Origin of the sequence: Paenibacillus catalpae (genome assembly GCF_900112695.1) — a bacterium.
GTDB classification, from domain to species: Bacteria; Bacillota; Bacilli; order Paenibacillales; family Paenibacillaceae; genus Pristimantibacillus; species Pristimantibacillus catalpae.
The window spans coordinates 597,790-611,813 of sequence record NZ_FOMT01000002.1; the positions used below are offsets into that span (position 1 = coordinate 597,790).

General features: G+C 43.4%; 17 protein-coding genes and 1 pseudogene. 15 read left to right on the forward strand and 3 right to left on the reverse strand.

Features of this window, described 5'->3' with window-relative positions; genetic code table 11:
- Positions 1-549: 549 nt before the first annotated feature.
- On the reverse strand, positions 550-855 hold the full coding sequence (locus BM200_RS10365; RefSeq protein WP_091184736.1) for an ArsR/SmtB family transcription factor: 306 nt from the start codon (positions 853-855) through the stop codon (positions 550-552).
- A 296-nt stretch (positions 856-1,151) separates the two neighbouring features.
- On the opposite strand from BM200_RS10365, the gene BM200_RS10370 reads away from it, so the two are divergent.
- The 10 genes from BM200_RS10370 to BM200_RS10415 all read left to right on the forward strand — a co-directional run bounded on the left by BM200_RS10370 (position 1,152) and on the right by BM200_RS10415 (position 6,849).
- Positions 1,152-1,931, forward strand: a complete 780-nt coding sequence (locus BM200_RS10370) for a sulfite exporter TauE/SafE family protein (protein ID WP_091184739.1) — start codon at positions 1,152-1,154, stop codon at positions 1,929-1,931.
- 14 nt (positions 1,932-1,945) lie between these two features.
- Positions 1,946-2,266, forward strand: coding sequence for a rhodanese-like domain-containing protein (locus tag BM200_RS10375; protein WP_091184740.1), 321 nt, complete (start codon positions 1,946-1,948; stop codon positions 2,264-2,266).
- Between the two features lie 25 nt (positions 2,267-2,291).
- Complete coding sequence (locus tag BM200_RS10380; RefSeq protein ID WP_091184743.1) at positions 2,292-2,870, forward strand: sulfurtransferase TusA family protein; 579 nt, start codon at positions 2,292-2,294, stop codon at positions 2,868-2,870.
- Positions 2,871-2,936: 66 nt separating this feature from the next.
- Positions 2,937-3,332 carry a DsrE/DsrF/DrsH-like family protein gene (locus BM200_RS10385; RefSeq protein WP_091184744.1) on the forward strand — a complete coding sequence of 132 codons (396 nt, stop codon included), beginning with the start codon at positions 2,937-2,939 and terminating at the stop codon, positions 3,330-3,332.
- A gap of 28 nt (positions 3,333-3,360) precedes the next feature.
- Positions 3,361-4,506: an MBL fold metallo-hydrolase gene (locus tag BM200_RS10390; RefSeq protein ID WP_091184747.1), complete on the forward strand. Its 1,146-nt coding sequence runs from the start codon at positions 3,361-3,363 to the stop codon at positions 4,504-4,506.
- A 21-nt stretch (positions 4,507-4,527) separates the two neighbouring features.
- The gene (locus BM200_RS10395; protein ID WP_091184750.1) at positions 4,528-4,755 is read left to right on the forward strand and encodes a sulfurtransferase TusA family protein; all 228 of its coding nucleotides are present in this window, start codon (positions 4,528-4,530) and stop codon (positions 4,753-4,755) included.
- 333 nt (positions 4,756-5,088) lie between these two features.
- Positions 5,089-5,568 (forward strand): DsrE/DsrF/DrsH-like family protein, encoded by a 480-nt coding sequence (locus tag BM200_RS10400; protein WP_091184753.1) that lies wholly within the window; start codon positions 5,089-5,091, stop codon positions 5,566-5,568.
- A 97-nt stretch (positions 5,569-5,665) separates the two neighbouring features.
- On the forward strand, positions 5,666-5,926 hold the full coding sequence (locus BM200_RS10405; RefSeq protein WP_091184756.1) for a metal-sensitive transcriptional regulator: 261 nt from the start codon (positions 5,666-5,668) through the stop codon (positions 5,924-5,926).
- A 26-nt stretch (positions 5,927-5,952) separates the two neighbouring features.
- Entirely contained in the window at positions 5,953-6,339 is a 387-nt protein-coding gene (locus tag BM200_RS10410) for a rhodanese-like domain-containing protein (RefSeq protein ID WP_091184759.1), read from the forward strand.
- 117 nt (positions 6,340-6,456) lie between these two features.
- The gene (locus tag BM200_RS10415) at positions 6,457-6,849 is read left to right on the forward strand and encodes a DUF302 domain-containing protein (protein WP_091184762.1); all 393 of its coding nucleotides are present in this window, start codon (positions 6,457-6,459) and stop codon (positions 6,847-6,849) included.
- Positions 6,850-7,118: 269 nt separating this feature from the next.
- On the opposite strand, the gene BM200_RS10420 is transcribed toward BM200_RS10415, so the two are convergent.
- Positions 7,119-9,293: a DUF7507 domain-containing protein gene (locus tag BM200_RS10420; protein WP_091184764.1), complete on the reverse strand. Its 2,175-nt coding sequence runs from the start codon at positions 9,291-9,293 to the stop codon at positions 7,119-7,121.
- A gap of 416 nt (positions 9,294-9,709) precedes the next feature.
- On the opposite strand from BM200_RS10420, the gene BM200_RS29985 reads away from it, so the two are divergent.
- Complete coding sequence (locus BM200_RS29985) at positions 9,710-9,880, forward strand: hypothetical protein (RefSeq protein ID WP_175532826.1); 171 nt, start codon at positions 9,710-9,712, stop codon at positions 9,878-9,880.
- A gap of 948 nt (positions 9,881-10,828) precedes the next feature.
- Here the strand turns inward: BM200_RS29985 and BM200_RS10425 are convergent.
- A complete protein-coding gene (locus tag BM200_RS10425) occupies positions 10,829-11,440 on the reverse strand; it encodes a TetR/AcrR family transcriptional regulator (RefSeq protein WP_217649565.1) in 612 nt (203 codons plus the stop codon).
- Between the two features lie 184 nt (positions 11,441-11,624).
- Here BM200_RS10425 and BM200_RS10430 point away from each other — a divergent pair, with 184 nt between their 5' ends.
- From BM200_RS10430 to BM200_RS10440, 4 genes and pseudogenes are all read left to right on the forward strand, one after another.
- Positions 11,625-12,626, forward strand: coding sequence for an NADP-dependent oxidoreductase (locus BM200_RS10430; RefSeq protein WP_091184767.1), 1,002 nt, complete (start codon positions 11,625-11,627; stop codon positions 12,624-12,626).
- 142 nt (positions 12,627-12,768) lie between these two features.
- Complete coding sequence (locus tag BM200_RS29990) at positions 12,769-12,939, forward strand: hypothetical protein (protein ID WP_175532827.1); 171 nt, start codon at positions 12,769-12,771, stop codon at positions 12,937-12,939.
- A 69-nt stretch (positions 12,940-13,008) separates the two neighbouring features.
- Positions 13,009-13,092 (forward strand): annotated as a pseudogene (locus tag BM200_RS30345) (TetR family transcriptional regulator); the annotation flags it as partial.
- A gap of 163 nt (positions 13,093-13,255) precedes the next feature.
- Positions 13,256-13,954, forward strand: a complete 699-nt coding sequence (locus BM200_RS10440) for an SDR family oxidoreductase (RefSeq protein WP_091184772.1) — start codon at positions 13,256-13,258, stop codon at positions 13,952-13,954.
- The last annotated feature ends 70 nt before the right edge of the window (positions 13,955-14,024 follow it).

Consider the following 14,024-nt stretch of genomic DNA (forward strand, 5'->3'; position numbering starts at 1 on the left):
GAGTGGAATATTACAAGAAGGTTACAAATAGATGGTTGCAGTTGGTTTAATAAATAGATGTGGGAAAACAAAGTTCTTTAACTGAAAATAAAGTTTTTTAATGAAAAATAAAGTTCTTTAATTCAGGGGAATATTCTAATTGTCTTGAAAATAATGTTCTTTAATCATGATATGCCTTTTTTGTTGTTTAGCACAGAGTTTCTTGGGAATTGCTGCCGCAGATAGTGTACAAGATGGTTCACCTTACGATTAATGGCAAGTAAAATATCTCGACGGGAAGGGTATATCAGCAAAGCTGCTATGCCTAGATTGTTGAGAAACCTTTGCCTTCTCAAAAAGGCATAGGTTTTTCTTTTTATCTTACAGGGGGGAGAATTAATGGGATCAACTCCCGTTAATTCTTCCTCTCCGAGAGAGCGAACTTTTTTATGTTCTGATCGGCTGCCATCATCATCAGTGCTTGCTCAGTCGCATTTCGCAAGTTTCTCAAACTGCAGTGTAGCGGCTGTAAATGCGCCTTCTGAAACCCCAACTACAATTAATACTTATTTACATATCGTCATGATGCGTCACATACTTGGGGAATAATAATGTGATGATTTGCTTGACCTGTTGATTGTTCAACGAGTACGCGACCTCGGTACTTTTTCGTTTCACTCCAACCACACCGAAGGTACGAAGTTTCTGAAGATGTGTTGATACTGTCGATTGCGGCAATCCCATACAATCCTGCAGGAATGAGACGTTACAGCTATTTTGTTCGGCCAGCACCTTTACAATACGCAGTCGGACAGGATGGCTGATTGCTTTTAAAAGATTAGCGGCTATCTTAATTTCTTCTTTTGTAGGATCCATAAGCGCTCTCCTTTCGCTATATCGTAATATAATGACATAAAAACAACGGTGAAAGTGATCTTCATCACCCCAATATAGGTTATTCCTTATAGGGGTTGACGAATGATTAGCTTTCACATATAGTATCAATATACCCATACGGGTATAGGTAAAAATGTAACTTACGTGGAAGGAGAAAGTCAATTGTAAATACTCTTTTTTTTGGCCAAATTAATACCCTACGGGGTATTTCGATTGGTTAAAAAGAGCAATCTACATTTGGCATTCCCGATAAAACACAGAAAGGAGGAAATCTCTTGGATATAGCTTGGATTCTGACGTTATTTACAATTGGGTTTGCCGGATCTCTAATTTCCGGGATGGTCGGGATCGGAGGTTCCATTATTAAGTACCCGATGCTACTTTACATTCCACCGGCACTAGGCTTCATCGCTTTTACAGCACAGGAGGTATCCGCGATTAGTGCAGTACAAGTATTCTTTGCTTCGTTAGCCGGAATATTCGCCTTTCGAAAGGGAGGATATATCAATAAATCCCTCGTGTTATATATGGGAATTGCCATTGTGGCCGGTAGTTTTGCCGGCGGTTACGGCTCGAAGTTTCTGCCTGATGAAGCGATTAACCTAACGTATGCCGTGCTTGCGCTTGTAGCTGGGATTATGATGTTCCTTCCCAAAAAGGGAGACGACAAAGCCGATTACACGAAGTTAAGCTTCAACAAGACGCTAGCGGCAAGTTTGGCCGGTCTAATTGGAATATTATCTGGTATTGTTGGCGCGGCTGGAGCATTCATCATAGTTCCCATTATGCTCGTCGTTTTGCGCATTCCTACACGCGTTGCCATTGCTTCGTCACTTGCGATTACCTTTATTTCCTCGATCGGCTCAACTGCGGGGAAGCTTATGGGTGGCCACATGCTGCTCATCCCATCGATCGTCATGGTAGTAGCAAGCACAATCGCATCGCCACTTGGTGCCGTGATTAGTAAGAAGCTTAATACGAAAGTATTGCAATGGATTCTCGCGGCACTCATTGTTGCTACTGTCGTAAAAATATGGCTTGATATTTTGACTTAAAGGGGGGATACACGATGCAGTCGAATCAGGTCCGTTTGCAGCTACCGTTTGAAGTGAAGGAGCGGTTGAAACGTAGCGAGAAATTTACCATTCTCGACGTACGCGAACAGGATGAATGGGAATCAGGACATATACCGCAAGCGAAGCATATCCCGCTAGGCCAACTTGAGTCACGGCTCAACGAACTCGATCCAAATCAGGAGACAGTGGTCGTATGCCGAAGTGGAGGTAGAAGTTATGTTGCGTGTGAATTTTTGTCGGCTATGAACTATAACGTAATCAATATGCCAGGCGGAATGACCGCGTGGCAAGGAGATATTAAACAAAGAAAATAATCATTGTGGGAGGAAGTTTATCACCATGACAACGACACTTAAGGTTGACCGGATACTCGAATGTGAAGGCTTGGCGTGCCCGCTGCCGGTTGTTAAGACGAAAAAAGCGATTGAAGAACTGAACACCGGAGAGGTACTGGAAATAAAGGCAACCGATAAAGGCTCTGTAGCGGATCTGCAAAGCTGGGCTAAACGGACCGGACATCAGTATATCGGGTTTAAGGAAGAAACTGGAATATTCCGCCATTTTATTCGTAAAGCAGATCCGACAGAAACCAAAGAGGATGTGAAATTCCAATACACGGCCTCATTGGATGAAATTAACAACAAACTCGCTTCCGGTGAAAAGCTGAATATTCTTGATGTACGTGAACCAGCTGAGTATGCATTCGGTCGTATTCCCGGAGCGATATCGATCCCCGCAGGAGAGCTGGAGGCTCGTTATAATGAGTTAGATCGGGACAAAGAATTTCATGTTATCTGCCGTACTGGAAGCCGGAGCGATATGGTATGTCGTACCCTGGCTGACAAAGGCTTTTCAAGGCTCAAGAATGTCATTCCAGGTATGACCGAGTGGGCAGGAGACGTAGAGAAGGATGTTTAAATAGCAAAGTAATTTAAACCCTGGTAATACCATTTAACTACAATTATAGAATTGGAGGTAACAACAATGTCAAACAAACTCGCGATTATTGCCAGCAACGGTGGCTTGTTCGATGCTTATAAAGTATTCAACATTGCAACAGCAGCTGCCGCTACCGACACAGAAGTAGCCATTTTCTTTACCTTCGAGGGTTTGAACCTTATTCATAAAGAGGCTTATGGACAATTGAGCATGCCGGTCGGCAAGGAGCGCCTCGAGCAAGGCTTCAAGGCAGCAAATGTTCCCTCCATACCTGAACTCGTAAGCATGGCTCAAGAAATGGGTGTTAAGATTATCGCTTGTCAGATGACGATGGATGTCATGAATCTTAAGAAGGAAGATTTTATTGATGGAATTGAAGTAGGTGGAGCTGTAACTTTCCTTGACTTTGCGCAAGACGCTAACGTGACTTTAACTTTCTAATAATCTAACCTATAGGGAGGTTAAAAAGATGACAACAAATACAGTAACGAAGTTGTCGGCTAAGGAAGTCGCACAACTTGTACTTGAAGGTAAAGAACTGTTTATTATCGATGTACGCAATGAGACGGATTTTGCCGATTGGAAAATTGAAGGTCGCAGTGTGGAGATTATCAACATCCCATACTTTGATTTGATCGATGGCGTAGATCCAGCTCTTGATCAAATTCCGGATGGCAAACCAGTACTCGTCGTTTGTGCAAAGGAAGGCTCGTCGATATTTGTTGCTGAAAAAATTGCTGAAGCAGGCAGAAGCAATGTGTCTTATCTTGAAGGTGGCATGAAATCTTGGAGCGAATACTTGGAGCCGGTTAAAGTTGCCGATTTGACAGCAGGTGGAGAGCTATATCAATTTGTTCGGATCGGTAAAGGTTGTCTGTCTTATGTTGTGCTGTCCGAAGGCGAAGCTACCATCATTGATACGAGCCGGATGATTGACCAGTATGAAGTCTTCCTGCAATCGAAGGGCGTCAAGCTGGTGCATACAATTGATACCCATCTGCATGCCGACCATATTTCTGGAGGCCGGGCACTAGCAGAAAAGTACGGCTCGACATATCACTTGCCTGAGAAGGATGCAGGGGAAGTCACGTTCTACTATGAGAAACTTGAAGAAGGCAAAGATATTACTGTAGGAGGCGAACGGATTATCGTGCATCCAATCTACTCACCGGGACATACAATTGGCTCGACGTCGTTTATTATCGACAACAGATATCTATTATCCGGTGACATTTTGTTCATTGAATCTATCGGCCGTCCAGACTTGGCAGGACTTGCTGAGGATTGGGTCGGTGATCTCCGTGAGACGCTGTACAGTCGGTATAAAAATTTGTCTGAGGATTTAATTGTATTGCCAGCACACTTCGGTAAAATTACCGAGCTTGGCGAGAAGGGACTTGTATCCGGTCGACTCGGCGACCTCTATAAGCAAAACCCTGGCCTAAACATCACTGACGAGGGAGAATTCCGTAAAACAGTCACTGAAAACTTGCCGCCGCAGCCGAATGCTTACCAGGAAATCCGACAAACAAATATGGGTAAAATCAATCCGAATGAAGAAGAGCAACGTGAGATGGAAATCGGACCAAACCGGTGTGCCGTTCATGATAACTAAATTTTTTGGGGGAATAAAACTATGATCAGTGATAAAGTTTTAGATGCAACTGGATTAGCATGTCCAATGCCGATTGTGAAAACGAAGAAGTCTATCGACGAACTATCTTCTGGGCAAGTACTGGAGGTTCACGCTACCGATAAAGGTGCTCAAAATGATCTAACAGCTTGGGCTAAAAAGACGGGGCATGAAATTTTAGACAGCAAGGAAGAAGAAGGAATATACAAATTTTGGATTAGAAAAGCATGAAAAAGCAGGGGGGAATGACCACAAGTCATCCTCCTTCTTTACTACTGCATTTTTATGCAAAGCTATCCTACCCCTCTGAGTATAGAATCAGTTGTATGTTCGCAGAGACAAAGAGGGGATGACGGTTTGATTATATTGATAATCTTCGTCGAGCTGCTGTTCTTACTAGTTGTTTTTCTAAAGTGGTTACCGGTCAAGTGGCTCTCCTTTATCGATGATTTTCAATTGATTGACCGAATGACTCTAACTGATTGACTATGTATAGTATATTTTTTTTTTTCAAAATCAGAACCCTTACCCGTATATGTATTTTAGAAAGGATGATATTATAAAATGACACAAACTGAAAAATCAACGATCGTGTTATTCAGTGGAGATCTGGATAAGGCAATCGCTGCTTTTATAATTGCAAACGGAGCAGCTGCTTACGACCATGAGGTAACAATTTTCTTCACGTTTTGGGGGCTCAACACACTACGAAAAGATCAGCCCGTTTCGGTTAAAAAGGGATTGTTGGAAAAGGCATTTTCATGGATGATGCCGCGTGGTTCCAAAAAACTAGGTTTATCACGTATGAATTTCGCAGGCGCTGGTCCGGCTATGATCAAGCATGTGATGAAAAAGCACAATGCACTGAGCCTGCCGCAGTTAATCGAATTGGCGCAAGCGCAAGGCGTTAAGCTCGTCGCGTGCACGATGACGATGGATTTGCTGGGGCTAACACAAGACGAGCTGCTGGACGGCATTGAATACGCCGGCGTTGCAGCTTATCTAGGAGACGCGACGGAAGCGAGGGTCAACTTGTTCATCTAAGCTCAATTACTGTCCATCATCGTATGTGGTATATTGTAAGCTTAGGGAACTTTGTTCATAATATACCTATTTACTTAATACGAGAGGGTGGGCATTCATGAAATATGATGATGATGTGAAACGCAGATTGAAACGTATAGAGGGACAAGTTCGAGGCGTTCTTAACATGATGGAAGAAAATAAAGACTGCAAGGATGTCGTAGGTCAGCTTTCGGCGATTCGGAACGCAGCGGATAAGGCGATTGCCTATATCGTTGCGGTTAATTTGGAGCAATGTCTTGTTGAACAGATGGAACAAGGTCAGGAAACGGGGCAGGTAGTGAAGCAAGCTGTTGAACTGCTTATCAAAAGCAGATAATTCACATGTAGAGAATGAGGGCGAAGATGAATACATCAACGATAATTAACGTTCTTATTGCTTTAGTCGTCATTTGGTTGATTTATAAACAATTTGCTTCAGTTAAAGGGGTACGTTCAATAGGCTCGAAAGAGTTCGAACAGGAGCAAAAATCCACTCAGGATGCCATTCTAATTGACGTTCGCGAACCGCATGAATTTAAGTCGGGGCATATTCCAGGGGCGAAAAATCTTCCGCTATCCCAATTAAAAATCAGAATTAACGAAGTCCCAAAGGATAAACCTATATTTGTTTATTGTCAGAGCGGAATGAGAAGCAAAAGGGCTGCAGTCTCTTTTAGTAAAAACGGTATTGCTCATATTGTGAATTTAGAAGGCGGCATCATGGCTTGGCAAGGGTCAGTGCGGAAATAAGGTGAAGAGTCCCTACAAAATAGGGACTTCTTTTTTTGCGATATTTATTGCAGCTTAGGGTAATAATACGTTTAATCATGAAAAAATGAGTTTAAAAGATATCGCAGGGGGTTCAAAATGTTTCACTACACGGTACAAACGAATAAATCTGTCGATGAAGCTATCGGTGCACTGGAACTTTCGTTAAGGGTAGAACAATTTAGTGTTCTCTGGCGATTTAATATTCAAGATAAATTAAATAAGAAGGGAATTGAATTTAACCAACGCTACGAAGTGCTTGAGGTGTGCAATCCGGTTGAAGCGAAGAAGGTGTTAGCCGAGAATGTATTAAACGGTTATTTCTTGCCATGTAAGATCACAGTGTACGAGCATGCAAGTGTGACAAATATTGGATTACCGAAGCCATCACACTTGATCGGAATGGTTGGAGAGGAATCGGTCGCTGCTCTCCGGAAAACGGCTCTAGATATCGAGCGCCGCCTGATTTTGTGTATAAATAAAAGCATCTGAAGGGTGGATCAGCCTAGAATGAGGAGAACTATCTTATGATGCAGGTAAATGTCAGACGCACAAGAACATCTATACCACGACAGTCGCTTACACAGCTGTCGAACGACAACAACATCTATAGAATGGAAGTCGCATAAACTGCGGCTTTTTTTGTTTTAAGGATTTTCATCGCGCTAGCGATCGCTTCCGTACGAGTTATCGTCGATAAAGAGCAAATAAAGAGAGCGATGCGTTCTGTATGCATCGCTCTCTTTATTTGACCTGACCACTTACTCCTCGTCCTCCACCAGTTCAACCACCACAGGATCCGATTCTACCTGAAATACCGGTCCGTCCACCTCCAATCGGAACGACGCAACAGCCTGATTCGTGACTTTCTCTCCTTCATTTACGCTGGACGGACGCGCAGAGAATGTAACCGTTATCTCCTCGCTAGGGCGGATCGTGCCTAGCAAAATCAGCTCAGGACGAGCACCCGATCGCGTTTGGCCATTTACTTTCACACTGTCCGGAATAAAGACCAACGGCTGCTGCAAAACATCAGATAGCCGCAAGTCAATGATCGGCAATTGTCCTCTGTTCACGACAACAATCGTGTACGTAATTATTTCTCCTAGGGTGGCCTCAACGGGAGAAGCCGATTTGCCCACCGTCACGGGCGGTGGAACGACTGGCGGGATAACAGGAGGGACAACAGGCGGAACCACGATAATAATTTCCGATGAATCGCTCTCTTCCGGCGCTTCGACGGAAACAACGGTTGCAACGTTAGAAATGACGGTGCCGTTTGCAGCGTCAAGCGGTATGGTGAACGAACGTGTTATTGTGACCGTTTGTCCCGGCTCGAGTACGGCAATCGTCTCGATCATGCCGAGCAGCGGATCGGAAACCGCAATACCCGTAACGGTGACAAAGCCGGTGTTGGCAACACGAATGGTATACACCACCGTATCACCTGGGGCAGCAGTCGTCCGATTCACCGTTTTATCGATTTCCACTCTTGGAACCGGCGGTGTAATGGCCGTGATCACTTCGTTGGACGAAATTTCGCCTGTATTGATTTCCCCTCCGGCTACGCTCTGGTACTCGAACTGTACGAGCGCTTCATTTCGGATCAGCCCATCCTCAGGAAACGATACGACAATCGCCTGATAAGTCACGATGATCGTATCATCGGGCGCCAACGTGCCCAGGCTGATGCCGGTAACCGGATCACCCGGCCTCGGTTCGCCATCTACTGTAATGCTTCCGGGCAGAAATACCGTATCGTTTGGGAGGCTGTCTAGCAGAAATACCGTTTCCGCAGACACAGTGCCTGTATTGCTTATGACGACCGTATAGGTGAGTACCTGCCCGAGTCCAGCAATATCAGCATCAACATCTTTGCCGACCGTCACACGGGGTGAATTAATATCGATAAAGATACCGACGGCAATAACCGAGTAGCCGTCATTCGTTGTACGAAGCTGGAATGCAGCGGATGTTTGGTTATTCAGCAGCGAGGCCGAGATGTCTACGTTCGTAATATCCCAGCTCTGTCTACCGCCTACAATTTGAGTGCCGGGCTCTCCGTTAATCTGATTTCGGTCACCGAAAGTGCCCGACGTATCCAGATTGCCGCTGTCTTCATTAATTTGGGAGGCAAAGAAGTTGTTCGAGAAGTTGTTCGGCCCCGAAAGCAGCGTTAAGTTCGCCGCATCCGGCCCGAACAGCACTTGGTCCCCCACTTTATTAGCGTCTCCGTCTTGCGCGCATAGCGCCATACGTCCGCTGACGGGACCTTCAACCGGAGTGACAAAACCGGACAACGTCGTTGTGACGGAAGGGTCGCTGCCAAATGCGATCTCAACGATACCGACATTAAGGCTTAAATTACGGAACGGCATATCAGGGTCTCGATAGACGACACAAAGCGTCCATCCGCAGCTGTTCGCCGTACTGTTGCCAAAATCAATATTTCCGACCACGCTTCCGACGGTATAGACGCCGGCGCCACCGGATTGAATTTGAGAGGTTACATTAGCAGAACGAAAGTAATTGTCTGTTGCGTTGCGATGGGAGATTTGTGCGGTAGACGGATCAGGGGCGATCGTATAGGTGATTCCCGCAGGTGTAGTCAGTGTGACCGATTTATTAATAAAGGCAACGTAATTGTTCGTTCCCCCGGTAACAGCATAAGTGCCTGCCCACACGAGCTCCGCATAGATAACTTCACTTTCGGCGGGAATACGCAATATTGCGCTGGCGCTGTTGAGGTTATAATCGGAGGTCGTGCCCGCCGGATAACTTCCGAACTGCATCGATGTATCAATGGTGGTGAAAGCTCCGATGTAATCGCGGGTTCCAGGCACGCCGTCCGTCGATGAGCGACTGAGTCCAAGCGTATTCCCGGTAAACGTAATGGCTCCTGTGTCGTTTCCGCTGAATCGAACAATAAATGGCATGTCTTACTGCCTCATTTCGTTATTTTATTATGCCTCACAGTATGTTTAAAGGCATTTACTGGTGACATTAAAAAATAATGGCTGAGCTCATGACAAGAACTTCTATACAATCCCGTGATCCCCGGGAATACACGAGTTATTAAACTAACGGTCAGGATTGCTTAATAAAATGCTAAAGGGTTATTTTAATGGGTGATGAACGAAAATCACTGCACATTGTCAGGTTTTTATTATTGTTCGATTTCTGTTGACTATATGGCAAATAGCCAAGTGGAGGGAGATGGTTAGTGGAATTAAAGAATAACGAGGGGACAATTTTATTGAATGTATTGTGCTGAAAGTAACGGAGGAACAGAAGCGCTTTATCTCCTCCAATCAACATACACTCGCTGAAGCTTAAGCAAGGGATAGTTAATATGGATAATGAACAGTCCAACAAGTGGTGGAAATTAGTTTTTAGTGTTATTAATGTCTTCGATGAAGGAAAGATACCTTATAGCTTTGATGCGTCAACTTCGCTTTTTGTGCATGGCATAGAAGATTTCGATATGGATGATTTAGATATTATGATTCAGTGGAATTACTGAAACTGCCCATAAGTTATTTCAAAAAAATAATCCTAGTCCAATAAATAAAGGCGGGTTTTGGCAATTCAACTTCTATGTTGATGGAATGGAAGTACATATTATGTCGTCAGAACAAATAACTTGCTTAGAGAAAGATGACGAACGTGTCGCGATTGAAAAGGAGAGTATTATCATATGGTCGAAATCAATTCACTTTTATCGTCGGCATACGAAGAATCCCCGTCTTATTGAATTAATTGATAATTTCATTATGAGTAAGGAGTAACTGAGGCTATTTACACTAACGGAGAACTTTAGTTCAACACACGAAGAAGAAGGGCGCGATCCGCAGCCTAAAAAATAGGGAGGCGTAATATTGATCTGCGAGAAGAAGACTAAGCGGCTTGATAGTGTGCGAGCTCTAGTTCATGAAATGCTTCTTCCAATTACGATAGACAAGATGGATTCAATCCAGAGCGTGGTGATATTGTCATTTTCGAGAAGCTTCTTTCTGATAATTCTCACGATCATATCGGAATTGTTTTAGCTTGTGATGACAACAAAATTAGTTCAATTTCCCAATCTGAAAAATTCAGCTGTTGCCGCCAGTGCCTTTCACTCATTGGAGAAGATGTTCATCACTGAGGTTTGAGCACTTTTGTTTGTTTTGATTCTGCTTGATGTTCTGGTTGACAATTTAGCATTAAACAAACAACTTTATTTTCAATTCGGGCTTATTACTGGCCCTGATTAAACAACTTTATTTTCACAAATTCAGCCGTGTTGTTTGTAGAATCTCATTCCATTAAATAACTTTAATTTCTTTGTCGTCGGTTTTTAGTACCTGCAAACCTTTGATTTTACTGGGTCTCAGTTAAAGAACTTTATTTCTCCTCTCCAACTTGACCTCATTCCCGATGGATAGTAGGTAGGAGACCCAATTTTGAAAAGCCAATTAGATGAATTTATTCAAATCCCATTTTTGATTAAATTCCAGATGCGTTCGAACCTGTCTTGGTAGTCTGGTAAATTCCATGATTCTTTGAATGACGGGAGGCTAAACACCGCAAACGCAGATAAAATCGCCTCTGCCCGTTCAAAGTGAGGATCTTGATAGTCCATGAATCCGTCAATAATTTGGTAGGAATCCCATAGAACTTCTCGTAATACTAATGGATTGCTATCTACATATTGTGTATTCAAAGCAAACATTTTGGGATTTTCGTTATACGCACGTTTTTTTGCGTTAACAAATGCCCAGAGCCAATCGTGAAGCAAGTCCCGCGCATTCAAATTAGTCATATCTAATCTAATTTGTTCTGAAATCATTCGGGTGAACCAACTTTTGGACACGGCTACCCACAGTTCCTGCTTATTTTTGAAGTGTTTATACAGTGCTGCATGGGTGATATTTAATTCATCCGAAATTTGAGAGAGAGTCACTTCGGGTTTATCTGTGCGTTCAATTAACGCTTCTGCTGTTTCGATGATGAGCTCTTGTGTGATTTTAGCCATGAGATTTGCCGATGAATACGGGGATTTTAAAAGCATATCATTTGCCTTCAAGCACCCGCGTAACACCGTGTTGTCCCCCTTCTTTATAAAAAATTCTTTAATACCTGTTTGTATATTTGCCCATATCTTAGCATAATGGCGAATAAGTAACAAATGTTGACTTTTGTAACCATCGATAGTATGCTTGGTGTGAAAGTTACAAAAACAAAATATTGTTACTTATTATCCGACGCATAGGAGGCCGTTAATTATGAAAGCAGCACAGATTAGTAAATATTCAAAAAAGTTCATAGTAGAAGTTAACGAAATTCCAGTCCCGGAAATAAATGACTACGAAGTATTGGTCAAGGTGAAAGCAGCAGCGGTTAATCATTTGGAATTACTCATCGGTACCGGGAGCGTGAGGCTGATTCAGGATTATGAGTTCCCATTGACACTCGGAAACGAACTGACGGGTGTTATTGAAAGAGTCGGTAAGAAGGTTCAGGGTTTCAAAGTTGGCGATACAATTTATTCACGCCTGCCACTACAAAAAATTGGTGCCTTTGCGGAATATGCAGCAATTAATGCGGATGCCATTGGACATTTACCCTCTAATCTCGATTTTGTAACTGGGGCTGCTGCACCCTTAACCGGTTTGACGGCCTATCAAGGTTTACATGAAGAATTAGCTGCCAAATCCGGCGAAACGGTGTTTATCCCCGGGGGCTCAGGGTCATTTGGCCAAATGGCGATTCCTATCGCCAAGAGCATGGGACTCGAGGTTATCGTCAGTGGAAATCCACAAGCGCGTGGACGGACAATAGCGGCTGGAGCAGACCGATACATTGATTACACGACTGAGAACTATTGGGAACAACTTAGTGATGTTGATTATGTAATTGATACCTTGGGACCAAGCGAATTTAATCATGAACTGTCAATTATTAAAGCAGGAGGTCGCCTTCTTTCTCTGCGAACCGGTCCTAACAAACGGTTTGCTCGAAATCTAGGCTTGTCAGGTTGGAAACAAAAGCTCTTCACCATTGCCGGAGCTAAGTATGATTACAAAGCGAAGAAAAAGAATATTCAATATCATTTCATTTTTGTTCGCAGTGATGGCGAACAATTAAAGAAAATCACCAAGATTATTGAAGATAACGGAATTGTACCAGCGGTGGACCCGACAGAATTCTACATTGAAGATATTAATGAAGCACTGAAGCTTGTTGCTACAGGTCATCCTAAAGGAAAAGTCATTATCCGATTTTAAGGAGAGCACCCAGTGAAGGCAGCACAAATTTCTGGATATTACCGGTGTCCAAGATTTTAATAAAGGTGATCTCGTGTACACTATGCCACCGCTAGATACAATGGGAGCGTTTGCGGAATATGTCGCAGTAGAGGCAACTATTGTGGCTAAAATGTCGAATAATCTTTCCTTTAAAGAAGCAGCGGCCGTACCATTGTCTGCTTTGACGATCATCCAGGCATTAGATGTTTTAGGTGCTCGACAAGACAGTAAATTATTTATCTCTGGAGGAACGGGGGGCTTGGGGCAGATTGCCATACCTTACGCGAAGTAACAAGGACTGTTTGTGACGGTTAGTGGTAGTAAATCCGCGCGTGCTTTGGCTACTCGACTCGGGGCAACGATGAAGCTTTTTTGGGAATAGGGTTATGAAAAGACTTCTCTGTCGGATCTAGTTGAGCATATGGGAATTCATCGGAGAAGTTTGTAAGACACGTTTGGTTTCTAATATCATTGAGAAATTAAGTTCTAATACATGAAGAGATTCATTTTTTTTGTTGATTGTAGAATGATCATTCTCAAGTACCGAAACACCCCTCCTCCAAATTTATACCAAAAATCTTAACTAAAGAATAAAAGGAGCAACTAACATGAAAGTTTCTGAACAAGTCGCATTTGTCACGGGTGCCAACCGAGGTCTTGGACGTTATCTTACGCTTGAACTTCTATCCAGAGGGGCAAAGGTTTATGCTGCAGCCAGAAATCCAGAGTCCATTGATATTCCGGGTGTAATACCTGTGAAACTGGATATCACAAACCCTCAAGAGGTGGTTGAAGCTGCTAAGGCCGCTAAGGATGTGACTATTTTAATTAACAACGCGGGATCGTCTACAGGTGCTTCTTTACTTGAAGGAGATCTAGAACAAATCCATTTGGAATTTGACACACATTTCTTTGGCACACTTTCCATGATTCATTCTTTTGCACCGATTTTGGCAAATAACGGCGGTGGCTCGATTCTGAATATACTTTCTGTATTATCTTGGTATAGTTCGGGAACTGTTGGCGCTTATACGTCTGCGAAAGCTGCAGAATGGGCATTGACGAATGACCTACGTATAAATCTGTATCCTCAAAATATCCGAGTAGCTGGATTACATGTTGGCTTTATGGAGACAGACATGACATCGGGATTAGAGGTTCCAAAAGTAAACCCTATAGACGTAGCAAAAGCTGCAATCGATGGTATTGAATCTGACAATTTTGAAATTATTGCGGATGATGTGAGTCGCAAAGTCCAAAGTGGGCTTGCCTTTGGTGTAGCTGCGTTATACCCCCACCTAAAATAGGGTCTAGCAAGCAATACTGTACTGATAGCCGGTGCATCGGGGCGGTATTGACAAAGAACTAGTCGGACCG